Origin of the sequence: Psychrobacter maritimus (assembly GCF_029953575.1) — a bacterium.
GTDB lineage: Bacteria > Pseudomonadota > Gammaproteobacteria > Pseudomonadales > Moraxellaceae > Psychrobacter > Psychrobacter maritimus.
This window is the reverse complement of sequence record NZ_CP124526.1, coordinates 1140970-1166808: the sequence shown is the minus strand read 5'-3', so window position 1 is coordinate 1166808 and position 25839 is coordinate 1140970. Positions and strand designations below refer to the sequence as shown.

The 25839-nt window shown below is 42.0% G+C and carries 26 protein-coding genes; 19 read left to right on the top strand and 7 right to left on the bottom strand.

The annotated features are described in order from the left end of the window. Positions 1 to 72 precede the first annotated feature (72 nt). The 4 genes from QJS82_RS04910 to QJS82_RS04895 form a co-directional block, all read right to left on the bottom strand. Positions 73 to 945 (bottom strand): hypothetical protein, encoded by an 873-nt coding sequence (locus QJS82_RS04910; protein ID WP_281491421.1) that lies wholly within the window; start codon positions 943 to 945, stop codon positions 73 to 75. Between the two features lie 54 nt (positions 946 to 999). Then, entirely contained in the window at positions 1000 to 1542 is a 543-nt protein-coding gene (locus QJS82_RS04905; RefSeq protein WP_192529276.1) for a DUF3124 domain-containing protein, read from the bottom strand. A 17-nt stretch (positions 1543 to 1559) separates the two neighbouring features. Then, entirely contained in the window at positions 1560 to 2261 is a 702-nt protein-coding gene (locus QJS82_RS04900; protein WP_281491420.1) for a potassium channel family protein, read from the bottom strand. 112 nt (positions 2262 to 2373) lie between these two features. Continuing rightward, positions 2374 to 4134: a TrkH family potassium uptake protein gene (locus QJS82_RS04895; RefSeq protein WP_281491419.1), complete on the bottom strand. Its 1761-nt coding sequence runs from the start codon at positions 4132 to 4134 to the stop codon at positions 2374 to 2376. Positions 4135 to 4354: 220 nt separating this feature from the next. Here QJS82_RS04895 and QJS82_RS04890 point away from each other — a divergent pair, with 220 nt between their 5' ends. Continuing rightward, positions 4355 to 4600 carry a LysR substrate-binding domain-containing protein gene (locus QJS82_RS04890; RefSeq protein ID WP_201626044.1) on the top strand — a complete coding sequence of 82 codons (246 nt, stop codon included), beginning with the start codon at positions 4355 to 4357 and terminating at the stop codon, positions 4598 to 4600. Between the two features lie 16 nt (positions 4601 to 4616). On the opposite strand, the gene QJS82_RS04885 is transcribed toward QJS82_RS04890, so the two are convergent. After that, complete coding sequence (locus QJS82_RS04885; protein ID WP_281491418.1) at positions 4617 to 5387, bottom strand: ABC transporter ATP-binding protein; 771 nt, start codon at positions 5385 to 5387, stop codon at positions 4617 to 4619. 247 nt (positions 5388 to 5634) lie between these two features. Between QJS82_RS04885 and QJS82_RS04880 the strand changes: the two genes are divergently transcribed. From QJS82_RS04880 to QJS82_RS04860, 5 genes are all read left to right on the top strand, one after another. Further along, entirely contained in the window at positions 5635 to 7374 is a 1740-nt protein-coding gene (locus QJS82_RS04880; protein ID WP_281491417.1) for a phosphoethanolamine transferase, read from the top strand. 74 nt (positions 7375 to 7448) lie between these two features. Then, positions 7449 to 8135: a response regulator transcription factor gene (locus QJS82_RS04875; protein WP_281491416.1), complete on the top strand. Its 687-nt coding sequence runs from the start codon at positions 7449 to 7451 to the stop codon at positions 8133 to 8135. A 138-nt stretch (positions 8136 to 8273) separates the two neighbouring features. After that, complete coding sequence (locus tag QJS82_RS04870; RefSeq protein ID WP_281491675.1) at positions 8274 to 9587, top strand: sensor histidine kinase; 1314 nt, start codon at positions 8274 to 8276, stop codon at positions 9585 to 9587. 198 nt (positions 9588 to 9785) lie between these two features. Beyond that, the gene (locus QJS82_RS04865) at positions 9786 to 10193 is read left to right on the top strand and encodes a diacylglycerol kinase (RefSeq protein ID WP_281491674.1); all 408 of its coding nucleotides are present in this window, start codon (positions 9786 to 9788) and stop codon (positions 10191 to 10193) included. Continuing rightward, entirely contained in the window at positions 10160 to 10906 is a 747-nt protein-coding gene (locus QJS82_RS04860; RefSeq protein WP_281491415.1) for a PAP2 family lipid A phosphatase, read from the top strand. The genes QJS82_RS04865 and QJS82_RS04860 overlap by 34 nt, the downstream gene beginning before the upstream one ends. Before the next feature lie 125 nt (positions 10907 to 11031). On the opposite strand, the gene tnpB is transcribed toward QJS82_RS04860, so the two are convergent. Beyond that, on the bottom strand, positions 11032 to 12186 hold the full coding sequence (tnpB, locus tag QJS82_RS04855) for an IS200/IS605 family element RNA-guided endonuclease TnpB (RefSeq protein ID WP_281491414.1): 1155 nt from the start codon (positions 12184 to 12186) through the stop codon (positions 11032 to 11034). 354 nt (positions 12187 to 12540) lie between these two features. Between tnpB and QJS82_RS04850 the strand changes: the two genes are divergently transcribed. From QJS82_RS04850 to QJS82_RS04810, 9 genes are all read left to right on the top strand, one after another. Beyond that, positions 12541 to 13005 (top strand): cytochrome b/b6 domain-containing protein, encoded by a 465-nt coding sequence (locus QJS82_RS04850; protein WP_281491413.1) that lies wholly within the window; start codon positions 12541 to 12543, stop codon positions 13003 to 13005. A gap of 166 nt (positions 13006 to 13171) precedes the next feature. Then, entirely contained in the window at positions 13172 to 13846 is a 675-nt protein-coding gene (locus tag QJS82_RS04845) for a response regulator (RefSeq protein WP_201565587.1), read from the top strand. A 67-nt stretch (positions 13847 to 13913) separates the two neighbouring features. Then, positions 13914 to 15365 carry an ATP-binding protein gene (locus QJS82_RS04840; protein ID WP_281491412.1) on the top strand — a complete coding sequence of 484 codons (1452 nt, stop codon included), beginning with the start codon at positions 13914 to 13916 and terminating at the stop codon, positions 15363 to 15365. An 82-nt stretch (positions 15366 to 15447) separates the two neighbouring features. Then, complete coding sequence (locus QJS82_RS04835; protein WP_281491411.1) at positions 15448 to 15906, top strand: PepSY domain-containing protein; 459 nt, start codon at positions 15448 to 15450, stop codon at positions 15904 to 15906. Beyond that, on the top strand, positions 15893 to 16153 hold the full coding sequence (locus tag QJS82_RS04830) for a hypothetical protein (protein ID WP_281491410.1): 261 nt from the start codon (positions 15893 to 15895) through the stop codon (positions 16151 to 16153). The genes QJS82_RS04835 and QJS82_RS04830 overlap by 14 nt, the downstream gene beginning before the upstream one ends. A gap of 53 nt (positions 16154 to 16206) precedes the next feature. Continuing rightward, complete coding sequence (locus QJS82_RS04825) at positions 16207 to 17307, top strand: FAD:protein FMN transferase (protein ID WP_281491409.1); 1101 nt, start codon at positions 16207 to 16209, stop codon at positions 17305 to 17307. Between the two features lie 90 nt (positions 17308 to 17397). Continuing rightward, the gene (locus QJS82_RS04820; protein ID WP_281491408.1) at positions 17398 to 18090 is read left to right on the top strand and encodes a ferric reductase-like transmembrane domain-containing protein; all 693 of its coding nucleotides are present in this window, start codon (positions 17398 to 17400) and stop codon (positions 18088 to 18090) included. 94 nt (positions 18091 to 18184) lie between these two features. After that, a complete protein-coding gene (locus tag QJS82_RS04815) occupies positions 18185 to 18883 on the top strand; it encodes a VIT1/CCC1 transporter family protein (RefSeq protein WP_201565597.1) in 699 nt (232 codons plus the stop codon). Positions 18884 to 19266: 383 nt separating this feature from the next. After that, on the top strand, positions 19267 to 19560 hold the full coding sequence (locus tag QJS82_RS04810) for a hypothetical protein (RefSeq protein WP_281491407.1): 294 nt from the start codon (positions 19267 to 19269) through the stop codon (positions 19558 to 19560). Positions 19561 to 19840: 280 nt separating this feature from the next. Here QJS82_RS04810 and QJS82_RS04805 read toward each other — a convergent pair whose 3' ends face one another. Beyond that, positions 19841 to 20980, bottom strand: coding sequence for a M14 family metallopeptidase (locus tag QJS82_RS04805; RefSeq protein ID WP_281491406.1), 1140 nt, complete (start codon positions 20978 to 20980; stop codon positions 19841 to 19843). A gap of 335 nt (positions 20981 to 21315) precedes the next feature. Between QJS82_RS04805 and otsB the strand changes: the two genes are divergently transcribed. The 4 genes from otsB to QJS82_RS04785 are packed head-to-tail and all read left to right on the top strand — an operon-like array spanning position 21316 to position 25808. After that, positions 21316 to 22224, top strand: a complete 909-nt coding sequence (otsB, locus tag QJS82_RS04800) for a trehalose-phosphatase (protein WP_281491405.1) — start codon at positions 21316 to 21318, stop codon at positions 22222 to 22224. Continuing rightward, the gene (locus tag QJS82_RS04795; protein ID WP_281491404.1) at positions 22221 to 23849 is read left to right on the top strand and encodes an alpha,alpha-trehalose-phosphate synthase (UDP-forming); all 1629 of its coding nucleotides are present in this window, start codon (positions 22221 to 22223) and stop codon (positions 23847 to 23849) included. Before otsB ends, QJS82_RS04795 begins: the two co-directional genes overlap by 4 nt. Positions 23850 to 23868: 19 nt before the next feature. Continuing rightward, on the top strand, positions 23869 to 24999 hold the full coding sequence (locus QJS82_RS04790; protein ID WP_281491403.1) for an acyl-CoA dehydrogenase family protein: 1131 nt from the start codon (positions 23869 to 23871) through the stop codon (positions 24997 to 24999). After that, positions 24987 to 25808: a PIG-L deacetylase family protein gene (locus QJS82_RS04785; protein WP_281491402.1), complete on the top strand. Its 822-nt coding sequence runs from the start codon at positions 24987 to 24989 to the stop codon at positions 25806 to 25808. Before QJS82_RS04790 ends, QJS82_RS04785 begins: the two co-directional genes overlap by 13 nt. Positions 25809 to 25839 lie beyond the last annotated feature (31 nt).

The window sequence follows — 25839 nt, the reverse complement described above, 5'->3', positions numbered from 1 at the left end:
CTTTAAAAAACCATGCTGTTTTTGATATGTTAATCTAAGCATATAAAGCGCTACGTTATTTATATTTACGTCTTAAGAGCAACCTTCGACCAAATAGATAGCATCTGGTAACCCAATATCAATACTTTCGACCTCTCCCTTTAATAAACTTTGCTTGTCTGCCGTCCACTCTGTTGAGTTAATTCTATAATTATTAAGCTTTTGACCACCCTTGATATGATATTCAATCTGTATGGGCAACTTGTCTTCTTGATTATTCAGCTTGATGTTTTCGGCTTTTAATGTTTCTCCGAGTTGGGGCTCTTCTATCACTTTAAAGTTAACGTTAGCAATCAGGCTATAGTAGTCACCATCAACCGCATACTTATCGACTTCATAAGTCAGCTCGTTATTATGCGCTTTCATCACCTTTGTCACTGAATCACCAACATGGATGTCTGTATAAAAGGGTATGTTTGGAGCCTGAATAGCAATAAGAGCAACTTTGTTATCGATGATTTGATAGAGCAAAGAGGCGCGTTTACCGTACTCTTTATCCACATAGTTCAGTGCTGGATTACTGACGTAATAGCATTGCTCGTTGTCAGTTTTTTCTTTGGTCAGTCCTAGCTCATTTAGTAATTCAGGGGTAATAATCTGCCCAAAGCTTAGCTTTTGGTAGCCTGATGGATTGACGGTTTTATCATTAGATAACTTTTCTGCTTCGTTATTCCGTGCTTTATCCGCATTAGCAGGATTTATAGAACTAGAATTGATAGACGCATTATCTTTCTCAGCCGTATTTTTATCTATATTATCCGTTTGCGCCGTGGCATTATCATTTTCATTTGAATTTGCAGGCTGCGAGTCACAGCCTGCCAGCAGTTGCGCCGTACCGAGCAATACAGTAGTAAATAGTACTGTTTTAATAGTTGCTAAAGATGAGCCTTGGGTAAAATCTAACATGGCAACTCTCCTAAATTTGGATTATCCATATTAATAAAGCATAAACAACCTTCACTACAAAACCGGCGTACCCTGCGTACTAAAAGCAAAGCCTTTATTGCTAAAATTACCAATCATTACCGCCTCGATGACGGGCTTGACGGTTTCATCTACCCCTTCGACTTCAATGATAAACTTTGCCCCAGAGCCCCCTTTATCCTCTTCTTTTTCGACGATATAATTTAACGTCGCCATGGCGGGCAGCTCAATAGTTTCTGTTAAATATGACTTTACAAGGTCGCCATCGGTACTGTAATAATCTATCTTATTAATATAGAGTGATTTTTTTATGGTGGTATTGCGCACGCTTAAGGTCGCTGATAGTAAAACCTTACGATTATCCCTATCGGTATAAATATCTGAGTAAATTGGTACATAAAAGGTTTGTTTATAGCCAAACTGGCTGTGATCGACTTTTTTAGAGTGCTTCTCAAGCTCTTGAATCGGGTCTTGGTGCTTCTCTGAAAACATGACATTTGGGTTTTGTTTCGACTCATCACAGCCGCTGAACAGCATGAGACTGGCAAGACACAGCACGGATATGCAGCACTTATTCATAACGTTATCCCTAGCGATTAGTGTACTTTAACCCCTACACTACGTAAAAAAGTATTGATATGTTTGTTAGCGCCATATACCACTAGCACATCATTTTCTTGTAGCACTTGCTCTGGTGTGGCCAATCCCTGAATACTGGGTTTGCTCTGCTGACGGCCAAAGCTGTCTTCATAATGCTCATAGCGCATGGTACTCAATAGCTTGATATTAAACTTATTTTCTAGCTGTAATGTCGCTATTTGTTTGCCAATCAAAGGAGTAGGAATAGCAATCTCGACAATACTAAAGTTGTCAGTCAATTCAAAAGAATCAACGAAATAGCGCAATGACAGCCGTTTTGCCCAGCGCATCGCCGATTCTTTTTCAGGATGAAAAATATCGTCAACCCCAATCGCTTGCAGTACTTTTTCATGTAAGGGGTTGATACTACGACTGATTAAGCGCTTTGCTTTTAAAGTTTTAAACAACGCCGTTGCCATAATGTTGGCCCCTTCGTTTTCCCCAATCGCCACCACCACTATATCGGTATCCATAATAGGCAAGCCATTGACCGTATATTCGTCGGTGGCATCCATGCAGATAGTATGAGTGATGACTTCTTTATACCCTTCAACCTTTTGCATGCTGTTATCAATGGCGACGACTTCATGACCTTGGCTCGTCAACGCCATGCCTAACGAAGACCCAAAACTGCCCAAACCTGCAATGATATATTTCATAATATTCCTTGTCACTCATGCCACCGTAAAAGCAGCAATTGCGACGTGTTTAGTTAATGCCTAATAAGTTATAAATTATTTTTTTAAGTAACATTTTTTAATTAACATTAAGTTAATTGATAGTAATCTCTTCAGTCGGATAACGATAGTTACGCTGATATCTATTCTTCAGTAGCGCAATAAATATCGTCAACATTCCCACCCGCCCGACAAACATAATCACCGAGACAACCAGCTTATTAAAGGTCGATAGCTCGGTGGTCAAATTCAAGCTCAAACCAACCGTGCTATAGGCAGAAAAGCATTCGAAAATGACTTTAATCAAATCAAGCTCGGGCTGATCGTAACTGATAAGGGTGACCCCCATGCCAATCACAAATAAAGACAGCCACATAATGGAAAACGCCCGGCGGATAGAGATGTCAGCAATCTCGCGCTGAAACACTTCAACCTTGGTCTGACCACGGGCTAAGCTCAAGGTATTTAGCACCGCAATGGCAAAGGTGCTGGTTTTTATACCACCGCCAGTAGAATTTGGTGAAGCACCAATCCACATCAAAAAAATCGTCAGCATAATAGTCGGAAACGCAAGCGCATCCATATCGGCAATATTAAAACCTGCGGTACGTGGAGTTGCCGCCGTAAACAGCCCTGTGATTAGCTTAGCGTAAAAACTCTGATGCTCAGCAAGGATGCCGTTGTATTCAAACAGCATGACCCCGACCACACCAATTAATAATAAAGCGCCAGAGGTAATTAACGTAATACGGCTATTGATACTCAGTAGCCACGGCTGATAGCCGTAACGTGGGTCATTTTGGAAAATCGCCCTTTGGGCACGGTGACGCAGATAGCGCAATAGATTGACGACAATGATAAAACCCATGCCGCCAAATAAGAAAGTGGTACTAATGATAAGCTGTAAAGGATAGTTAAAGCGCAGTGACTCATCGTATAAGCCGGCGCTAAAGGTTGAGAATCCTGCATTACAAAAGGCAGAGATGGCATGAAATATCGCAAAAAACAGCCTTTCTGCAAAGCTCATCCCTGGTAAATCATAGATACTAATATAAATCAAAATCGCAGCCAGTGCCTCAACCCCAAAAGTCACATATAAAATGGACTTTAGGGTGGTGACCATATCGCCCATCCGCCGTGAGACGTTCATTTCACTGATACTAAGCTGCGTCTCATAACTGACGCCGCCCTTAAAAAAGTAACTAAAGTAGGTCACAAAGGTCAGAATACCCAAACCGCCAATTTGAATCAGCCCGATGATAATCAGTTGCCCAAACGTCGTAAAACGGGTCGCCGTATCCACCACAATCAGCCCTGTCACACAGACTGCACTGGTAGCCGTAAATAGCGCATCGACAAAGGATATCGGCTCAGTGGTGGCATTAGGCATCATCAGCAATAAAGCTCCGACCAATACCACGGACAAAAAACTTAAGATAAAAAACTGACCCGGGTTTAAAAAAGCCCGATTAAGGCTGAAATTATTGTCCGATATCTCACGGATAAAGGTGACAAAAACAGCAATCTTAATCGCAATAAAACCATCTACCGGCATCGATAATCCGGAGCGCGCCAGCTCAAAGAAATGCACCGCCAATAGCACAACAATAGCGATACTGGTTAGTAAATCGAAAACTGCAACTTTATTGACCGACAAGCGCGACTTTGAGCGCATATAGCGCCCTACCGTAGCCACAAAACCCAATAAAATAATCGTTAAATAAAAAATATGAAAAATATGCTGTAGCCATGTCGTGAGCGTAAAACCACTATCGACTAAGGCAATTCCAACGCCAATGGCGCCAATAACAATCGTGAACTTATTCAACAGCCGATACGGTAGGGCTGGATGCATAGCCTAATTCCCTGAAAGGAGTAACGATAATACTTATACGCCTTTTTTTTACCATCCCCTAAAAATTCTTTAAAAGAATCGTAACCAGTTATGACATTTTTAATACTTATCTTTTGTTCAATATATAACCTCTCAGTATTCATTATTAATACAATAAATTGATACCGACAGACAATTTATAGCTGCCAAATAAAATGGCTAGCGTCGGGTTGCCGCTGATGTGTGGTGGGTTGAGAGTCAGTGGGTGATTATTGAGCTTGTTCAACGTAACTTCGGCTGGGCATTGGTGCCTGAGCATATTCTTGTTGATGCGTTAAAAGATGGCTCTTTGGTATCACCAAAACTGGATTTTGATAAGCACAGTTGGCCCGTTGCGGTTGAGCTCATTTGGCATAAAGAAAAGCCTTTAGGTAAGGCTGGGACTTGGTTAAAAAAGGCAGTCATCGCCTTAGATCAACAAGCATAATGGCTTTTATCTATAGTCAATTCAATGGATCAGCTTGAGATATACCGTTGGCAAATAAGCTTAAGATATTGCGACGTTTGATATTGAGCTGATTTAGAATGAAGTTGGTGACGAAATCATTGGCGGGATTGTGTATGATTTCAGCGGGCTCAGTGAATTGCGCCACTTTGCCATCTGATAGCAGTAGGATGCGATCAGATAACGTCATCGCCTCTTCTGGGTCATGGGTGACAATTAAAGTAGTCAGCTGATAGCGCACGGCAATTTCACGAATGCGCTCTTTGACGGTTTCCTTAATTACCCCATCTAATGCCGACAAAGGCTCATCTAACAGTAGTATTTTGGGTTTCATGACCAGCGTACGCGCCAGCGCGACACGTTGCTTTTGACCACCTGATAGCTGATGAATGCGCTTATTTAGGTGTGCCTTAATATCGAGTAAATCGATCAACTCATCGACTTCTTGTTGTGTACTGACACTAGGATTATTACGCAGACCGTATTCGATATTTTGTTTGACATTAAGATTGGGAAATAACGCATAATCCTGAAAGACAATATTAAACCCTCTTTGTCTCATAGAGACGCGGGTAATATCTTCGCCGTTATAGGCAATGCGGCCGCCGCTAATGTCAGTTAAACCCAAAATCATATGCAGTAAAGTGGTCTTGCCACAGCCGGATGGCCCTAAGATTGAAACTATCTCACCCGTGTTAATTTTGAGTGAAAGATCCTCGAATATCACCTTATCATCATATCTCTTTGTAACGTGTCTTAGCTCTAACATATCCACTCACCTAATCGCTTATGATTAAAATTTAACTATTCATCTTGGATAGGTCAGCAGTGTATCTAGCAGATATGACACTTCGATGAAAAAAATGATAAAAAATCGCGTAAAAGGTTTTTGCATTTTTTGTTTTCTTAATATCAACAACCCATTATTTGACCCCGTCACCTTAACGTCTTCTTAACAAGCTAGTTGTTAATGTAAGGAATATATATTCCCTATAACTCTGTTGAGAAGTCTATGTATGTTGACACTTCAAGCACTTAGCACCAATACCACTAAAGCTGATGCCAAAAAAAGCATCATAAGCAGATACTTTAATCGTGAGATTCATCTTAATTATCTGATTATTATCGTTGCGCTATATTTGGTGGCTACTGCCAATATGAGCTTTTTTCAGCAAGTGTTAAATATTTATCCTTTTAGCAGCAATATTGGCTTTATGATTTCTATCACAGGCTTACTGTTTGGATTGATATGGCTAGTGCTGCAACTATTGTCTTATCGGCCAATCGCAAAGTTAGTGCTGATTGCGCTAATATTAATAGCGGCAATATGTGGTTATTTTACCGATGGCTATGGAACGATATTTGATCATAATATGCTGGTCAATAGCATGCAGACCGACCAAGCAGAAGCGATAGGCTTGATGGCACCGAGTTTTTTTGTTCGCCTTTTTTTATTAGGAGTATTGCCAGCTGTTATCATTGCTAACATTCGTATCAAGCGTACGCCTTTACGCCGCGCATTATGGCAACGAGCGCTTACTTTGATACTCTCTATCCTATTAATAGCCATCTGCCTACTGCCCTTTGGCGACCAATACGCCACCTTTTTCCGCCAACATAAAGTGGTGCGTAGTTATACCAACCCTATTACCCCTATTTATTCTGTGGTCAAACTTGGCACTGATTACGTCGATGAATTGCGTCGTCCTGACACCTTAATCCTGCATGCAACAGATGCCAAACGCACCACGCCCGTCGCTAGCAATAGTACAGCTACGGCAAAACCTAAATTGATGGTATTTGTCGTTGGTGAAACGGTTCGTGCTGACCATATTGGCTTAAACGGGTATCAGCGTGAGACTATGCCGCTACTGGCTAGCCAGCCAGATATTTATAGCTTTAGAAATGGGACCTCTTGCGGCACCTCTACCGCCTATTCGGTTCCTTGCATGTTCAGCTATGCTAATAGAAAGGATTACGATGCCAGTAGTGCGGACTATAATGAAAATGTGCTTGATACCTTGCATAAACAAGGCGTCAACGTTATTTGGCGTGATAATAATTCTAGCTCTAAAGGCGTCGCCGATAGGGTGACTTTTGAGGATTATAAAACGCCTCAACTTAACCCTGATTGCGATGACGAATGCCGTGATATTGGTATGCTCAATGGCTTTGATAAACTGGTAAAGTCAGAGGCATTACCAGTAAGGCCAGATACAGTAAATTCGAATACATTGCCAAAAGACACGCTTATTGTATTGCATCAAATGGGCAATCACGGTCCTGAGTATTACAAACGCTATCCTAAAACCTTTGAAGTTTTTAAACCCGTTTGTATGACCAATGAGCTGTCTAAATGTGATGGTCAGTCGATTATCAATGGCTATGATAATGCGATTCGTTATACTGATTATTTTTTGAATAACGTTATCAATACGCTAAAAGCTTATGAGCAGGATTATGATGTGGTGATGGTATACATTAGCGATCATGGAGAAAGTTTGGGTGAAAACAATATCTACTTGCATGGCTTGCCGTACAGTATGGCGCCAGATGCTCAAAAGCAAGTGCCGGTGATTGTCTGGTCACCTGCGAGTAATGGCATCGATAGCACTAGCAGCAATAAAAGCAGCCTTGCTAACATGATTGAGCAGCCCGTATCTCATGATTTTATTACCCCAACCTTACTTGACTTTTTTGGTATCACGACCGATGAGGTAGCTGCCGCACCGACTTTTTTTAAGGCTGCCAATTAGACCTTTTTAGGATTTTTTAAGACTTTTAAACCTATTTTATTAGCGCCCTGTTGGCATTTATGCACGAGACATGTATGTACAAGATACTCGTTATTGAAGACAATCCTGATATTGTCGCCAATATTTACGCTTTTTTTGAGCCCAAGGGCTTTGAGCTGGACAATGCTCATAACGGGATTAGTGGTTTGACGCTCGCCTCGAATAACCGTTATGACGTTATCTTATTGGACGTCATGCTACCGGGTATGGATGGTACCAAACTGTGTAAAAAGCTCAGAGAGGAGCTGCATGATAAAACCCCCGTGTTGATGCTGACTGCTCGCGATACTATTTCGGACAAAGTAGCAGGTTTCGATAGTGGCGCGGATGATTATCTGGTCAAACCCTTCTCATTGGTTGAATTGGAATCACGCATAAAAGCCCTGATACGCCGCCATCAAGACAGGCATTTTGAGCACAGTATCACAGTCGGAAAACTGTCTTTAAATACGGAAGTACACACGATTGTTCGTGAGAGTAAACCTATAAAACTGACGCCAACTGGGTTTAAGATATTACAGATACTGATGAGCGCGGCGCCGCGAGTGGTCAGCAAAAACGAGTTAGAAGAAAAAGTATGGGGTGAGGATATTCCAAGTAGCGATGCGCTGCGAACCCATGTGCATAGCGTACGCGCACAAGTCGATAAGCCGTTTGATAAAACGATGATAGTGACTGTGCCTGGGATTGGTTATCAAATTATTGATCCGGACAAAGAATAAAAGACGATCGTAAGATTGATAAGATTAAGCGACTCAACGCTATTCTGATTGCTCTTGCTACTCTTTCATCTCGTTCTACCTACTGCTTGTCATTAAGAAGTAAATACCATGTTAGTAAAGACCATGTTAGTAAAGACACTGTTTAGCATCGATTCCATCGCCAATAAATTTCGCATCTCCTACTTTCTGTTTGCCCTATTGCTTTGCGCCACTTTCGTCAGTATTTTTATGTATGCTGAAATGAGGCTCGAGCAAGAGCTGGTCAAAGCACGCTTGATTCAACAATTGGCACTCAGTCAAGAAAAAGAAGGTGAGCAGCCGGTTTATATTGCCAATCCCGGTATCAAAATCTATGACTATGATAGTGCACCTGCTAATCTAAAAGCCATGGCAACCGATACGGTGCAAGAAACGCCGGTCACTATAGATACCGAAGCAGGCAGTATCAACACCAACTTGCATTTTTTTCTCTATTATAAAAACAATCAAAGCTATCTTTTAACCTATTTAGAAGACAGTGAGTTGGTGATGGAAAGCTATCCTGTTTTGGCCATATTTGAGCAATTAGAAGACATATTTGCCAACGCCTTAAGAGTGGCTGTTATTTTAAGCCTGCTCATTGCTGCGATATTCTCTCAGCTGTCCTCAAGGCAAATTACCAAGCCTTTATTAGACTTAAAAAAAGCCGTAGAGACCGATCATCAAAACTTAACCCAACTCACACATCTGCCATCAGAGGTTGGCGTTTTGGCTCGCGCCATTGATGAGAAGAACCAAAAACTTGAGCAGTACTTAAAGCGTGAGCAATTATTTACCGGTGATGTCAGCCACGAATTGCGCACGCCCTTGACCATTATTATGGGCGCATCAGAAGTACTGGCATCACAATTGGCCGACGACAGTCACTTGAGCGAATTTACCAATCGCATTAGCAATACCGCCAAAGAGACCTCTGAGATTATCACCGCTTTACTATTACTCTCTCGTGCACCTGAAAAACTGGACACACCGCAGACGTCTATCAATAACATTGCTGTTAATGAAGCTGAGCGTTTAAAGTATTTATTACGCTACAAGTCAGTCACGTGCACCGTCGTAGCTGAACAAGAATATTTCACCTACGTACGACCTGAACTGCTAAAAATGGCACTAGGAAACTTGATAAAAAATGCCTTTCAATACACCGATGATGGTGAAGTAAGGATTACGATTGATGCTGAAAAAATCACCGTCACCGATACAGGTCTTGGTATTCCTGAAGCCATGATGCCATTGCTATATGAGAGATTTGAGCGTTTAGAGTTACCGCATAATGATAAGCAGTCGGATAAGATTGAAGGTACAGGTTTAGGGCTAAGTATTGTGCAACGCATCATGACGCATATGGGCTGGAAGCTGACCCACCAAGCCAATACTACAGGCGGCAGCACCTTTAGTATTTATTATCAATAGTTGTCTATGAAGCTTAACGCTTTCTTAATACGCCCTATTTTATACTCAGTGCTCACTGGTTCCATTTACTCTTTTTAAATGGTTCGAAATCTACCATATGCACTGATTTTAACAGACTATTAAGAATCCAATATGAACCAAGTCAACCCCATTCATATCAATAACAATCAAACAAACCCCCATTCTAAAAACTCAGAAATGCCTCATACTTTCATTGTAGCTGATAACTTTGCCAGTCATGCAAAAGGTAAAAAGGGGCTTTCTCGTATCGTTAACGCCGCAGGGTATTCCTTAGATGGATTTAAAGCGGCTTATAAATTTGAAGCAGCGTTTAGACAAGTGCTATGGCTCAATCTAATCTTATTCACTGTCATTATATTTATGCCTTTTGGCACCAGTATCAAAATGATGCTAGTCATCGCCTCGTTTTTATCTTTGATTGTCGAGCTTATTAATACCGGTATTGAAGCCAGTGTCGACCATACGTCAACGGCAAAGCATCCCTTAGCTAAAATAGCCAAAGATGTCGTTTCGGCGGCGCAATTTTTGGCGTTACTGCTGTTATTTGTCTTATGGTCAATGGCGTTAATGAGTGTGGTACTTTGAAAGCCTATTCAGCTAATTGGGTCTGGTTAAAGCTACTGTGTTTAACCATTATTGCAGCGCTAACATTTGAGCATAGCGCGTTAGATGTGCGTATTAGCGAGCTTTTCTACCTAAACGGGCATTGGCTTTTAGAAAAAGGCGCTCAGCCTTATGCCTTTATTTTTTATGATGGACCCAAAGCTTTGTTGATTGTATTGGCGATTTATTTGCTGATTGTGTTAATCATTAGATATAAACAACCTGTCGATGCAAACCTGTCACTAAATACCGTAAAACCTCATAGATTGATGATTCCCCTATCAGCTCGGGAAATCTGTTATCTACTAACTATTATTATCTTAGTACCCACCAGCATTGCCTTATTAAAAGGTGTTACCCATGTTAGCTGCCCCAATCATTTGACGCTGTTTGGTGGTGAGCTGCCCTATCTTAACCTTTGGCAAAATATGGTTGCGAATACGCCAGCCAAGTGCTTCCCAGCCGCGCATGCAAGTGCAGGGTTTTCTTTATATGGATTAGCATTTTTACCTACTCTGCATAAGTATTGCTATAGAATATGTGCAGCGGTCACAGTTTTAGGCTGGACAATGGGACTTTACAAAATGCTCTTTGGCGACCATTTTTTCAGTCATACCTTAGTGTCGATGCTATTGTCATTGACGATAGCCTGCGCGCTTGCAAGTGTATTTTTTAAAAGGTCTACTATGCATTAATTCCCAGACTAAGATAGTTTCTTAAAACGCATTCAAATGAACTACCCACTACCTTAGAGGTAGGGGTTTCTTAGGTAACGCTCTTACTTGACACGATATTCTGTATCAGCGGTTAAGCGAATCAACTAAGCTAACCCTGTCGCACCGACAGTTTTTGATTGTTTAGCCAGTATTAATCCTTGATGTAAGATATTGATACTGGCATTGATATCGCGGTCATTTTGCTGCAAGCAACTTGGACAATTCCACATTCTAACCGACAGCGGTAATTCAGCTTTAGTCAGTAGATGGTTGCAGTTTGAGCAAGTCTTAGACGATGGAAACCATCGGTCTATTTTGACAAGCGCTTTGCCATACCAGTCTGCTTTATAGGCAAGCATGGTGGTAAATGACGACCATGAGCTGTCACTGATTGCTTTTGCAAGTTTATGATTCTTAACCATACCCTTGACGTTCAAGTCCTCAATAGCAATAACATCGTGGTTTTTGATGAGATTGAATGAGAGTTTATGTAGAAAGTCTTTGCGAGTATTGGTTATTTTCTCATAGACCTTGGCGACTTTTGTTTTTTGCTTTTGATAGTTGCGGCTCTCTGACAACTTGCGTTGATCCGCTTTGGCAACCTCTCTGCGTTTGGCTAGTATGTTCTGTTCACGCGCAAGCTTGTCTTGCAGCTTCGATAGAAACTTAGGATTGGCAACTTTCGTGCTGTCCGATAAGACGATAAAGTCTGTCAATCCTAAGTCAATGCCGATGTTAGAGTGGGTTTTTGGTAATTCATTAACGATGGTTTCAACCAGTAAGCTGACAAAATATTTACCTGATGGGGTATGGCTGATGGTGGCGCTCTTAATTAAGCCGTTTATTCTACTTGGGAATCTAGCCTTGATGTGACCTATTTTAGGCAGTTTAACGGTATTTTTAGTGACGGCTACCGTTCCTTTTTGATTGTTGGTGGTGTAACTGTCTTTAAACCCTTTTTTCTTGAACTTAGGGAATCGGGCGCCTTGCTTGAAAAATTTACTATAGGCAGCTCTTAGGTTTTGCTGAACATTCGCTAATGCCAAGCTATCGACTTCTTTTAGCCATTCAAATTCTTTCTTATACTGAGCAGCGGTGTTGTTTAAGGTGGTCTTTGTGGTCTTGTAGTGGTCTATTTTGTCACTAAGCATCCTATTCCAAATAAAGCGTGTGCAGCCGAATGATTTAGCGAAGAATATTTGCTGTTCTTCATTAGGGTACAGCCTGACTTTATGGGCTTTTAGGATTTGCTTTGGCATGAAATACTTATTGTTAGTTGGTGTTATATTTATTATTAATTATACTACAGGTAGAGGTTGTTATCACCAACAACGCATTCATCTCACCACCTTAGAGGTGGGAGAATTCTGCGCTAAGATGTTAAAATCAATAAATTCTGGCAACGCAAACCCTTACTCTTTATACCCTCCATCAAATACTCCCTTTTATTACTCAAACTTTTATTGCCCTCTAAGCTCAGCTTAAGGTTGGTTTGTTTTAATAGTGCTAACACAGGCTATTTGCAATAAATCTAGCCTCATCGTGATAGACACGTTTATTTTAATAGCGTGTTATCGCCAGTAAATAAACTGACTACTAAGCGGGGTATAATGATGGGCCAGAACAATCATAGCGGTATAACCAACGACGCAAGTAAACCCTTTTCACAACCGTCTAAAACGAAGCAAGTAAGAGTTTGGGATATCCTTGTCAGAATCACCCATTGGGCAGTCGCTATTGGTGTTATTGCAAACCTATTGTTTACAGAGGACGGTAGCGATCTGCACGCATACGTTGGCTATACTGTCGTGGGGTTAGTTGTCATACGTTTATTATGGGGCTTTGTAGGGACACGCTACGCTCGATTTAGCAGTTTCTTTCCTACTCCTTTACGTATCAAGCGCCATTTATCAGCACTCAGCGTCCGTCGTACCGATAAACAGCATCTTGGTCATAATCCATTAGCCGCTATTATGATGCTATCATTATGGGCGGCGATTATAGGGCTTGGAATTACAGGCTATCTGATGGAATCAGGAATGATGGGTAACGAAGATTTTCTTGAAGAGGTGCATTAATTATTAGCAAATAGCTTGTATCTATTGGTTCCTCTACACGTTATCGCGGCGCTTGTCATGAGTTACTGGCAACGACAGAATCTGATTAAAGCCATGATTACTGGTAATAAAACCATAGTAGATGAACCCTCTAAATCAGAATAAGAAAAATGATGGAGCATGGCATATGGCACGTATATTACTCATAGAAGACGATAGCACTATCGCCGACGGTATTATTCTGGGTTTAAAAAGTCATGGCATGATGGTCGATTGGTTCGATAATGCAAAGCAAGGTGAGCTGGCATTACAAGATAATATGTTTGATGCGGTTTTGTTAGATTTAAGCTTGCCGCAAGGCGACGGTATGACGGTATTAAAAAACTGGCGCGGCAAACAGATAGACACCCCTGTATTAATCATCACTGCTCGCGATGCCATCGCCAATCGCGTGGCCGGACTCAATGCAGGGGCTGATGACTATTTGATTAAACCCTTTGCCTTGGATGAAGTTATCGCTCGTCTGCAAGCACTGATGCGGCGCAGCCAAGGACGTAGCCAACCTGAAATTCGCTACGGTAACGTGACTTATCAGCCGCATAGCCAACAACTCTACCATCAAGGCAATCTTATTGAGCTTACGATTAAAGAGGTGGCAATACTAGAGCAAATGCTGACGCATCCTAAGCAGATTCACAGTCGGGCAAGCTTAGAGGACAAGCTCTATGGATGGCAACAAGATATCGAAAGTAATGCCATTGAAGTACATATTCATCATTTACGCAAAAAGCTTGGCAATGATTTTATTTTAACCAAACGTGGGGTGGGTTATTATTTAAATCCCACTTACAATCATCTATAGTGATTTAAAAGCTTAAACTTAAACTTAAAATCATAAAATCCTTCATCACCTTTTGCCCTGTGAGCCTATGAAAAGTATCCAACAACGACTACTGACGTCCTTATTGATTGGACTGCCTTTGCTTTGGTTACTCACCTCCAGCTTTATCGCTTGGCGACTGTGGCATGAAATCAATGAGATGAATGATACCCAAATCACGCAAGTCGCCCGTTACTTAATCGGGGTATCTGCTGACGAGGAACATGACGACGATGACAATGGTAACGATGACCATAAGAAACAGTCACGCGCTGCCAAAATATATCACTTAAAAAGTAAGCAGCTATCCGGTGATCTTGGCGAGGCTGAAGATGATTACATGGGGTTCGCCATCTGGAATAAAGACGGTCGGCTGCTCATGGCGGACGAAAATGGGCAGTCATTTAAATTTCTCCCCGATCAACATGGCTTTTTAGAAGACCATCATCATGCCTATCAGCGCTTGAACCCTTTTAACCATCAATGGCGCTTGTTTTATATTCACGATGAACATTCTGATAAGCACGAAAGCCGTATGATTGCGGTTGGTCAAAACCTTGATTCTCGCCAAAAAATGATTGTCGAGACTATGTCGGTGCAGCTACTGCCTATGCTGATTGGGTTGCTGGCGTTCATGGGTCTCGTCGTTCTACTCATTCGCCGTGGCTTTAAACCTTTAACAGAGGTCAGCGCCGAGCTTGAACAACGTCAGCCACAAGATGACAGCCCCATCACAGCACATGTCCCTAAAGAGATTCAGCCTTTAGTCAGCGCCTTAAACGTGTTATTTGTAAAAGTAGCTGACACTTTAGCGCGTGAGCAACGCTTTACGGCTGATGCGTCACATGAGCTACGAAGTCCGCTTGCCGCCTTAAAGTTACAAGCGGATTTATTACAACAGCAATTACTGCAACTGTCAGAGATAGAGGACGATAGCCAACTGTTCTATCACACTCAAAAAATCAGTGAGGGTATTGAGCGCGCCAATCACTTGGTTGAGCAACTTTTGACGTTAGCAAAAATAGAGCCACAGCAGCACCTGCCTGCTGAACAATTAGAAAAACCTGATTGGCTGGCTTTAACCGACGAAGTACTTAGCGAGGTCAATCGGCTGGCACGGGAAAAGCATATCCAACTCAAGCGCACAGTGCTGTGTGACCATCCTGCCGATATTTTACCTATTCTGGTAAACCCCACCTTATTCAAATTATTAATTCGCAACCTCTTAGAGAATGCCATTCATTATTGCCCAGAAGGCGCTTTGGTGGAATTACAGCTAGATATAAATGCTATCCGAGTGCTCGATAATGGCAATGGCGTCGCGCCTGAGCAGTTAGCACGGCTCAGCGAACGCTTTTATCGACCAGCTGGTCAAAGCCAAATGGGCAGCGGCTTAGGTCTATCTATTGCCAATCGGATTGTCGAGCTACATAACCTGAACTTAGCATTTGCCAACCGCCCTTCTCCAGAAACCGGCTTTATGGTCACTATCAGTAAATAAAGCTGCCTTGTCTTAAGTTTGAGTTAATCTTCACCGCGTATGCTACTTGTATTCCCTCATGATTTCATACGGAGTACAACTTATGAGCCTGCCACTATTAAAACCCTTGTTATTGACTATCGGTGCCTCTTCACTGGTCTTCTTTGGCGGTGTCATCGCATTAACGACAGCATCATCAGATTCTACTGATGTCTTATCAGCGGCAAATATCACCAATCAGCTGACTGCTGCTGTTAAACAGAACACTGCTATTGAGCCGCTATCGGCTGCGATGCTTACAAGCGACCAAGCAATCGCCTTAGCTAAGCAGAACCTTCCTAATGCAACCCTCCAAGCGACTCCAGAGCTGGTTAACTACAACGGTGCCGTCGCCTATGAGGTGCGCTTAGATACCAACACCACTTATATTGATGCCAATCTCGGCTCTATCTTGAACCCTGTTAACACCAGTGCTGCCTTTGTTAATGACGACTATTCTGATTATGACGATGACGATGACGATAAAGATAAATACGAAGACCACGACAATGATGACGTTTAAAAATAGCATTCTCATCGTCTCGGTCGTTGGCACCATGGCAGGTTGGCTCATATTACTTGATCAAGAAGCCGATAATTTACCTGCCAGCACCGCTATTCCTGTCAGCACTAGCATCTCAAACCCTAACGTCATAGTGGCTCAAACCCCAAGTGGCGTTGATATCACGCAATTGAGACAAGTGAATGAAGTAGAAAGCCCAGCGGTTGAAGCGATAGCGGTTGTCGCTCGTACCCGCTCTTCTCGATAAATAAAAAATGATGGGCTTAAAATGATGACCAATCGTGCAACTAAGGACTTCTTATGCAAGCAAACACCAACAGCAGCACGCCACAACTAGCGACCTTTATATTGCCGGCGATGGGTTGTCACGTCCAAATCAGTCTAAATATTACGCAATTAAGCTTGCAGCAAACGCAAGGCAACACAGACCAAGAGATAGACCAAAAAATTGACCAAAAAGTCGCTTTGGTTAAAGTCTATGTAGAAGAAAAACTGCTGCAGTGGGAGTATATATTCAGTCGTTTTGATAACACCAGCGAGCTGATGAGACTCAATAATCATACCAATCAATGGACAGATATCAGCCCAGAATTATTTGCAGTTTTAGAAAGTGCCATTGCTTTTGTGCCAAAAACCCAAGGCTTAGTCACCCCAACATTACTAAACACCCTGTGGGATATTGGCTATAAACACTCATTTGAGACCTTAGCAAAACAACCGACGCCGTCTGTGCAAACTGCTCAGCCGACTTTACAAGATATTTCTGATAGCTCTAAAAACGACGCTGCCAGTCAATCCATAAAAAATATCAAGCTTCGCACGTCAGCTCATGGACAACACAAAGTATGTCTCCCGACTGGCACAGCTCTCGATTTAAATGGTTATGTCAAAGGATGGTGCGCGATGCAATTGGCCGAATACATCAGTCAACGCTCTGACTGGCAATTGCCTTGTTTAATTGATATGGGAGGCGACATAGCGATTGGTGTGCCAGACAACCAAAAATTTGTCAAACCTATTACATGGGCTATTGCTATCGCCAAACCCTATATTGCTGATAGCCAGCAGGTTCAAGATGAAGATATTGCCATTATTCATATCAGTGCGGGCGCTGTTGCAACCTCAGGTCAAGACTATCGCCGTTGGTGGCATAAAGGCCATTGGCAACATCACTTGATACACCCTTATTATGCTTACCCTGCAAAAAGTGACGTTTTAAGTGCCACCATACTTGCTGATGATACGCTGACCGCAGAGGTATATGCCAAATACTGTGTCATCCTAGGCGCGAAAAAAGCGCTGCAATGGCTGTCCGAACAGCATATTGCCGCCGTATTAGTCGATACTAATCACAAGGTCATGGCTTCACCCGCCATTCATCCAAACTTAATTGCCATTTAATCCATAAAAAATATTTAAGTCGTTACTATTTAAATCGTTACTATTTAAGGTTTTACTATCTTAAGTTATTATCTTGATTGGAGAATAGCCATGCATACTGACTCTCACCCTGATTCTAGCAATCACTTGATAGTTAAACTAACTAAGACAGTCTTTCAGGCGCTATGGACAGTATTTATTTTAAGTGCTGGCATAGTCGGCGGCGTTTATGCCTTTTCGTTGTGGGGAGAAAGCCTATCGCAAATCCTTATGACCACAGATAAGCACTTTTGGTATTTGTCGCGCGCAAGTGGTGTGATTGCCTATGCTTTATTTTGGTTGGCAGTTGTTTTTGGTTTGTTGCTCAGTACGCGCCTATGTCGGTATTTTAATGCGGCAAAAGTATTTGCATTACATCAATATTTAAGCTTGCTGGCCGTAGGTTTTGCTACTTTTCATGCGGCTATTTTATTGGCTGATAACTATATGAATCTGAATATTTGGCAGGTATTATTACCGCTTGGGTTTCAGACTGACCGTATCGGTGTCGCATTAGGACAATTGGGATTTTGGTTTTTATTCATCAGCGCGTTTAGCTTCTACCTTAAAAAATACATAGGTCAATCAGCATGGCGATGGTTGCATTTTTTAACCTTTTTAGCTTATATGGGCATTAGTATCCATGTGTTTATGGTGGGCTCTGATAGCCGACTGCTAGCGCCATCATTGTTTTATGCCGGTAGTCAGACAGTGGTCTTTGTACTGATTGCCTATCGTTTATATGCGTTAAGGCAAGTTAGCTAATCTCTGAGCAATTTACAGGGTAAACTGTAATACACTATCTTTGGTTTATTATTTTTGGTTTATTATTCTTGCTTAGTTATTTTTGAGGTTATTTATGTCCCTTTCTATTCATGATGAAGTGCATTTAAGCAACCGTAGCCAGTGGCTCAGAGCAGCCGTTCTCGGTGCAAATGATGGATTGATTTCTACCGCCAGTTTATTGGTTGGTATTGCTGCGGCAAACGCCAATAGCCAGACTTTACTACTGACGGGGCTTGCGTCATTGACTGCGGGTGCTTTATCAATGGCGGCGGGTGAGTATATTTCCGTGTCATCACAGGCAGATACTGAAAAAGCGGACTTGGCAAAAGAGCATCATGAGTTAACACATAACTCTGAGCGCGAGCTTCTTGAGCTGACAAGAATTTATGAGCAGCGTGGACTTGAGCAAGACTTAGCCCATCAAGTTGCCGTGGCTTTGACTGAGCACGATGCCCTAGAAGCCCATGCGCGTGATGAGATTGGCTTAACTGACATAAGTACCGCCAAGCCACTTCAAGCCTCCATTGCCTCTGCTCTATCATTCATAGTAGGCGCCATCGTCCCTGTTATGGGTATTCTGCTATTGCCAGCAGAGACATTAGTATGGTCGTTGGCCTCGTTGACTGTCGTAGGCTTAATTTTACTTGGTGTGGTATCTGCACGCTTGGGCGGTGCCCCTATTATTCCTGCTACTGCTCGGGTAGTAATATGGGGTGTACTAGCTATGCTGGCAACTTCGTTTATCGGCGGATTGTTTGGTGTCGCGGTTTAATTTCTGTCTTCTTTACTATAACCTCTCTTATACAAGCAAAGAGAGGTTCCCTAATGAGGACTTGAACCCTAAGCTGTGGGCTAATGGTATCAACGTTTTAACTCGCTGAAATAGTCACAGTGTACTTCATGGTGTACTTATCATATATATTCTGTTCGTGATCGGTGCGCTATACAGGCATCGAACAGCAGATTTTAGATATAATCTTAATGCCTATGAGGTCATTGATTAAAAATTACTAAGTTAGCTTCTGCAATCTCTCTATCGTAGCTTATGTTTAGGGTGCTTTAAGCTATATTCTAGATATATTTGGATATTTATTTTCTGGAACTTAAGTAGAGGTATAAGTGAATATCTGTAGCATTAGTACACAAATTAGGGAAATGTCTGAAGCAAAAGTAGATGCAGATATGGGGACATGGAGAGATGTTTTCAGTAAATTTGATAAAGCAGTAGAAGAATGCTTCGATGTTGATATGTTAGTTAAGTGCTTATTAGAAGATGACTCATGGTATATACCTTTTGATTCTAGAATGAAGCTTATGGAAAAAGCAAAATCTTTAGGCGGATGCTCATTGGAGTTTTTGGCAGATTACTATTCATTTAAAACAGCATTTCTAGATCCAGGCAAAGAATATGATGATGCTGTCGTAAAATTAGATGAATTATTTCAATAGGTTCTGTTAGGGCATACCCCAGCGGAACCAGTTATTTTACCCTTCAAACCTATTAACAGACCACTTAAAACAGACTGGTATAATGGAACCACTTATATCACGACAATAAGTAGAGACTTGTCCCATTTGCATCTCCCTCCCAATCCTTTAAATTTATAGATAATAGACCTCTTGCAAAAGCACCATTCTATTAATTTCTAATAACAGACTTTCAAAGACTGGCGACGACTTATGCAAGAAGTCTAATAAAATATATAATTCAAATATGACACATCAATAATTAACGCAATTCATCCACGACCGCCAGCATGGCAACCAACGAGGCTTCACCTAGCTTAATTGAACGCTCTGGTGACCAGCCTGTGTCTGCATCAGGTACATTATCATTATCTTTAAACGGCATCTCTAAAGTATTGGCCAGACAATCAAACCGTTCCGCTACCCAGTGGGTGGCGATGGTCATGTTCGCGGTGCCCAGCGCATCGATGTCATAGCCAAACTCAGACTGAAAATCAGCACTGGCGAGCTTTAATACGTCTGAAAACTTATCACGTAAACGCGCAAGACGGTCGTTATAACTTGCCGTGCCTTGCGAGCCGGCTAAGAACACATAAGGCAGTGCTTCATCACCGTGCACATCATAAAATAAGTCCACACCCGTTGCTTCCATTTTATTAATGACATGGAATACCTCAGGGCTTTTCTCTAAACTTGGATTCAACCATTCACGGTTTAAATTCGTTCCGACAGCATTAGTACGTAGATGTCCGCGCACACTGCCATCAGGGTTCATATTTGGCACAATATAAAAGTTAGCCTTTTCTAATAACAGCTTAGCAGTGGCGTTATCACTATCTAGTAAGCTATATAACAATCCTTCAACCAACCACTCAGCCATCGTCTCACCCGGATGCTGACGCGCCGTAATCCAAATATTGCGTTTGCTCTTATCACTACTGCTATCGCCATCAGCAATTTTAACTAAGGTTAAGTCGCGCTTATCAAGCGTTTCACCTAAATGCTCTACACTCACTAATGGGTGCGTTTGTACGGCTGCCAATAAGTCTTGATGACGCTCATAACTGTAAGGGGCAAAATACGCAATTTGAATGGTGTCACACTCAAGCTCTGCCACTATGGTTAATTTGCCGTCTTTATAAGAGGTTGGCAGACGGAACCAGTACTCCCGATCATAGGAAGCAACCGCTTGGTAATTCTCCCAGCCCTCAAGGTATGACGCCGCCCCTGCATTGACAATATTGAGCACATATTGCTCGCCAATCTCACCTGATAGACGAAAGTTAAACCACTGGAAAAACTCTTCACCAACGTCTGGGCGAATCGCTAATTGGATATCTTTTTTATCTTCTAGACTAATAACGTCAATATTACCTGCGTCAAAATTTGCAGTGATATGCATAATCTTTCCTTAATGGTTTTTTGTAAGTTTAAAGACTTATGTTAAAAAAACTTATACTAAACTCAATAGGTTGTCCATCATAGTGTAACGGAGTTTATGGCACACTCTTGATCAAGTTTGGTTGCTTATTATAGCGCTTGTTTCTTTATTATTAGCTTGATTCTTGGCTTGATTCTTGGATTGCGTATAACTAGAAACTAAGAGAACACCGTAAATTCGTACATTCTCGAACATCAAACACATATTAGCTTTTACTAGACAGTTTATTTCAATAATTCGTGCGTCTTAGAGCAATATCTGCTGCTCTACTACCAAAGATAAATAAAGGAATATATGTGACTTCAGGAAGAAGCGCCAGCGTGCATAGCGCACCTATATACATCTCACCCAAGCACTTTGCCGATTACTTATCGCCTCAGCAAGGCTATTGCCTATTTTTGGATATAGATGGCACGCTTGCAGACTTTACCTTGAATCCAAAAGACAGCTTCATTCCTACTACCACCCTAACACTTTTAGAAAAAATACAAAGTCATGGCGTCAACATCGCAATTGTCACCGGACGCAGTTTGGATGAAGCAAAGCAAATGCTGTCTCCTATAAAGCTGCCCATTGCCGCAACCCATGGATTAGAAATGGCATTTGATGGTATCAGCGCAAGTTTGACGCAGATTAACCTTATTGAACTGAACGCCATTAAGCAGGCTATTCGTCAATCTTGTACGCCTTACGATGATTTGTCGATAGAAGATAAACCTTATTCTGTTGCCCTACATTATCGGCAAAATCCTGTGTTAGCCGATGTGGCTTATAGCATTATGTCAACGGCGTCAAAAAATCATGCTGATTGGCTATTAAAACAGGGCAAATACGTGTGGGAGATAGCGCCCAAAGAGGCCGATAAAGGCACTGCAATTTTAACCTTATTAAAACAAATGCAGACCAATGATACTCTTTGCCCTATTTTTATCGGTGATGATATAACCGATGAAGCAGGGTTTATTGCCGTACAAGGCAGCAAGCGATTCATAGAAAAAAGCCATTTAATCGAAGGCATGGGTATCAAAGTAGGTAACGAGTACCAGCAGCCAACGTGCGCCCATTATTATGTTAATAATATTCATGACGTAACAGTTTTACTTGAGCGCTTTTTAACTGTTTGTCAAAAACGTAGCACGCTATTGTCTAACCTAACTAATTCCAATGTTCAGATAGTCAGCAAACATTCGAGGCAACTGATATGAGCCGTTTAATCGTCTTATCTAACCGAGTAAAGATGCCCGATAATAACCCTATGGCAGGCGGGCTGGCAGTAGCGCTGCAAGATATATTAACGGGCAATTCAGTCATCTGGATGGGCTGGAATGGTGACATTATTGATAGCTCTGATGCCGGTGAAATCAATAGCTTTAGCAATTATAAACAAGAGAATGTAGCAAGTTCTTGTATGCAAGGAACGCATACCGAAACTACTTATATGACCACCGCCCTTACCACCCGACAATATCAGCATTTTTACTGCGGATTTGCCAATAATGTGCTGTGGCCAATGCTGCATGAGCAACCTGAGTTAATTAACCAAGCACCAGAGGACTATGCAGGCTATCAAGATGTAAATCGCCTGTTTGCTCAACAATTAAAGAGCATTATTCAGCCTGACGATGTGATTTGGGTGCATGATTATCATTTTTTAAGTGTGGCTTATCATTGTAAGAAACTTGGAATAAAGAATCGTATTGGCTTTTTTTTACATATTCCGTTTGCGCCATTAGCCTTTTGGCAACGGCTTGCTCAAAGCTGTGAGCTGATTAAGCATTTGGCACATTATGATGTGCTCGGCACCCAAACGCAGCAAGATAAAGCCCATTGTCTTGCGGTTTTGCAACATTATTTAAAAGAGAATTTGGTAGAAGAAAAACCTTTCGAAGATAGTCTGGCAAAAAACAGTCTTTTAGATTTTTTACCCATCAACGTTTTATACTCCAAACAGCCTGTTAATAAAGCACATACTGCATCTGGTACACAGTTAAAGCTTCATTTAGAGTTAAAACCCCAGCATGCTTTAACAATTAATGCCTATCCTATCGGCGTTAATGTCGCAAAGATTCAGCAGCAGGTTAGCCATGTATTCTCACCTTTATCCTTATCACCTATCAAGCATATTCAGAATAACGATACCGTAAAGCCCATCTCACAGCGTATTATTGCGGTCGATAGGATTGATTATTCCAAAGGTTTATTAGAGCGTTTTTCGGGCTATCGCGACTTTTTACAGCAATATCCAGCCTATCAAAATCAGCTGCAATTATTACAAATCGCCTGCCCTAGCCGTTTAGATTTATCGACTTATCAGCGACTTTATAAGGAAGTTAAACAAGCGGTTAATAACGTTAACCAGCAATTTTTACCTAATACAGATTCTTGGCAAGCAATTGATTACAGCGAAGAAGTGTTAAGCCATGAGACCGTGATGACGGCATTTTGCCAAAGTGATATCGGCTGGATAAATTCGCTGCAAGACGGTATGAATCTGGTCGCCAAAGAATATATTGCTGCCCAAAATCCTGATAATCCTGGGGTGTTGATGCTATCACGTTATGCCGGAGCCGCCGAGCAAATGCAAGCAGCGGTCATTATCGATCCATATCAGCCAAAAAGTATCATAGAGGGTTTGAATACTGCCTTAATAATGCCACTAGGAGAGCGAAAGTCCCGCTATCAGGCATTATTACAAGGATTGCAGCAATATAATTTACATGCTTGGCAGCAAAGCTTTTTAGACGACCTATATTTAGATAACTTATATGATAATAAAAAACATCAAACAGACAGCGATTCCCCAGCAGCCGTCCAAATGTTTGGCTCATAAAAATAACTAGGAGACCCTTATGCTCGCGCTCGAGACAAAAAACCCTTTATTATCAGACATAAAATCTGCCATAGAAAATATCATATTTACTGGTAATCAAGCCAGCAGCAGATGGCTGATAACCGATAAGCTGCGCCATGAGATATTAAAAATCTTAGTGAGCTATAGCGATAAAATCCCTTATCCTGCCAGCGGCACTGAAGACAATAAAGAAAACAAATCCCGAACCAATTCACGTACTTTGATTCGTTGGCAAATTTTGGCCTATGTAGCCAGTATAGATTTAACGATTACCAAATGGTTTGAGTCACATTTAGACGCTTTAAGTATTTTACATGAACTGGGCTATGAGCAAGCAACACAAGGTTTATGGGCGGTTTGGGCAGCAGAAGGTCATCCTTTGAGCTATCAGCAGGGCAAAATCAGCGGTACAAAAGCATGGTGTTCAGGCGCAAATATTGTTGACCATGGGCTAATGACCTATCGCGATAAGGATGGTCAAGCGCAACTGCTTATGGTGGATATGCAGCAATCTGGCATTAAGATTGATAATAGTGCCTGGCAAGCAGTCGGCATGCAGGCTACTGATACGGCAACCATACATCTCGATCAGGTAGTAGCCAGTAACGTTGGCGCGGCAAATGCGTATCTAGAACGCGTGGGATTTTGGCATGGAGCGGCTGGCGTTGCTGCTTGCTGGTATGGCGCGGCAGCTTGTCTCGCCAGTTATTTAATCAGCGCTTATCAGCAAAAACCAAGCGATTATAAAGCCATGTATTTGGGACAAATTGGCACAGCACTGGCTGTCACTCAGCAATATTTTCATCATCTTGCTGAGTTAATAGATAATGAGCCAACACAAAGCCATGAGCTTGCCATCCGCCAATTAAGGTCAAACGTTGAGCAGATAGCTCGCGAGGTTATAGAGATCGTCGGGCAAGCATTGGGCGCCGCACCGTTTTGTAATAACCCTCATTTCGCCAGATTATCTGCCGATTTGAGCGTATTTATTCGCCAAAGTCATGGCGCTTTTGATTTACAGAAAATCGGTGAGCTGTCTAGTATGTTAGCGAGTGAATCCGCTAGCAAACTGACTAACGATGGCCCCAGTGATTTTATAAATAGGCAGGGACATATATGGCAACTGTAATTCCTAGTAAGCCAGCACCTATAAAAAATAACCATCCGATTGTTGGCGACCGCATTATTGAAGGTGATGGTACCAGTTGCGACGCTTGGCAAAATTGGTCAGGGCTGAAAAACATGCCGCGCTTAAATGTAGCGACAAGCTTTCCGGCGCATCAGCGGGTTTGTATTTTCGCGCCGCATCCTGATGATGAGGTTTTGGGCTGCGGTGGGTTGCTACAACAACTAGCAGCTAACGGTAATCCAATCCTACTGGTCCATGTAACCAATGGCACGCAAAGCCATCCTGACTCGCAGATTTATCCTCCGAAAGCGCTTGATATTATCCGTCCACAAGAAAGTATTGCAGCGTTAGAGGCATTAGGTATATATCACCAAGTAAAAGTTATTTCTATGCATTTAAGCGATGGTGACGTGTTTGCTGAGCAGGCACAGTTTCACCAAAAATTAGCAGCAATCATCCAACCTGATGATATTCTGGTAACGCCATTTGTACACGACGGGCATCCTGACCATGAGGCGACAGGGCAAGTGGTCGCTGCATTTGCTAAGCAACACCATTTAGCCTGTTATCAAGTATTAATTTGGGCGTGGCATTGGGCAACACCTGCTGACAGCCGTATTCCTTGGAGCTGTGCTTTCAAAGTAGATTTAACGCCCGAGCAATTGCAGCGCAAAATACAAGCCATTAATTGCTTTACCAGCCAAATTACCGTTGATGAAAGCACGGGCAATCCGCCCATTTTATCGGCTCAAACCATCGCCAGAATTAGCCAACCATGGGAGGTTTATTTATATGAGCCAACACTATAAATCAACGCCACCAATGGATTTTGCAAAGCCC

Coding starts and splice junctions, on each gene's coding strand:
- QJS82_RS04910 (WP_281491421.1), bottom strand. CDS start 945: ATGTTAGATTTTACCCAAGGCTCATCTTTAGCAACTATTAAAACAGTA.
- QJS82_RS04905 (WP_192529276.1), bottom strand. CDS start 1,542: ATGAATAAGTGCTGCATATCCGTGCTGTGTCTTGCCAGTCTCATGCTG.
- QJS82_RS04900 (WP_281491420.1), bottom strand. CDS start 2,261: ATGAAATATATCATTGCAGGTTTGGGCAGTTTTGGGTCTTCGTTAGGC.
- QJS82_RS04895 (WP_281491419.1), bottom strand. CDS start 4,134: ATGCATCCAGCCCTACCGTATCGGCTGTTGAATAAGTTCACGATTGTT.
- QJS82_RS04885 (WP_281491418.1), bottom strand. CDS start 5,387: ATGTTAGAGCTAAGACACGTTACAAAGAGATATGATGATAAGGTGATA.
- QJS82_RS04880 (WP_281491417.1), top strand. CDS start 5,635: ATGTTGACACTTCAAGCACTTAGCACCAATACCACTAAAGCTGATGCC.
- QJS82_RS04875 (WP_281491416.1), top strand. CDS start 7,449: ATGTACAAGATACTCGTTATTGAAGACAATCCTGATATTGTCGCCAAT.
- QJS82_RS04865 (WP_281491674.1), top strand. CDS start 9,786: ATGCCTCATACTTTCATTGTAGCTGATAACTTTGCCAGTCATGCAAAA.
- QJS82_RS04860 (WP_281491415.1), top strand. CDS start 10,160: ATGGTCAATGGCGTTAATGAGTGTGGTACTTTGAAAGCCTATTCAGCT.
- tnpB (WP_281491414.1), bottom strand. CDS start 12,186: ATGCCAAAGCAAATCCTAAAAGCCCATAAAGTCAGGCTGTACCCTAAT.
- QJS82_RS04850 (WP_281491413.1), top strand. CDS start 12,541: ATGGGCCAGAACAATCATAGCGGTATAACCAACGACGCAAGTAAACCC.
- QJS82_RS04845 (WP_201565587.1), top strand. CDS start 13,172: ATGGCACGTATATTACTCATAGAAGACGATAGCACTATCGCCGACGGT.
- QJS82_RS04840 (WP_281491412.1), top strand. CDS start 13,914: ATGAAAAGTATCCAACAACGACTACTGACGTCCTTATTGATTGGACTG.
- QJS82_RS04835 (WP_281491411.1), top strand. CDS start 15,448: ATGAGCCTGCCACTATTAAAACCCTTGTTATTGACTATCGGTGCCTCT.
- QJS82_RS04830 (WP_281491410.1), top strand. CDS start 15,893: ATGATGACGTTTAAAAATAGCATTCTCATCGTCTCGGTCGTTGGCACC.
- QJS82_RS04825 (WP_281491409.1), top strand. CDS start 16,207: ATGCAAGCAAACACCAACAGCAGCACGCCACAACTAGCGACCTTTATA.
- QJS82_RS04820 (WP_281491408.1), top strand. CDS start 17,398: ATGCATACTGACTCTCACCCTGATTCTAGCAATCACTTGATAGTTAAA.
- QJS82_RS04815 (WP_201565597.1), top strand. CDS start 18,185: ATGTCCCTTTCTATTCATGATGAAGTGCATTTAAGCAACCGTAGCCAG.
- QJS82_RS04810 (WP_281491407.1), top strand. CDS start 19,267: ATGTCTGAAGCAAAAGTAGATGCAGATATGGGGACATGGAGAGATGTT.
- QJS82_RS04805 (WP_281491406.1), bottom strand. CDS start 20,980: ATGCATATCACTGCAAATTTTGACGCAGGTAATATTGACGTTATTAGT.
- QJS82_RS04795 (WP_281491404.1), top strand. CDS start 22,221: ATGAGCCGTTTAATCGTCTTATCTAACCGAGTAAAGATGCCCGATAAT.
- QJS82_RS04790 (WP_281491403.1), top strand. CDS start 23,869: ATGCTCGCGCTCGAGACAAAAAACCCTTTATTATCAGACATAAAATCT.
- QJS82_RS04785 (WP_281491402.1), top strand. CDS start 24,987: ATGGCAACTGTAATTCCTAGTAAGCCAGCACCTATAAAAAATAACCAT.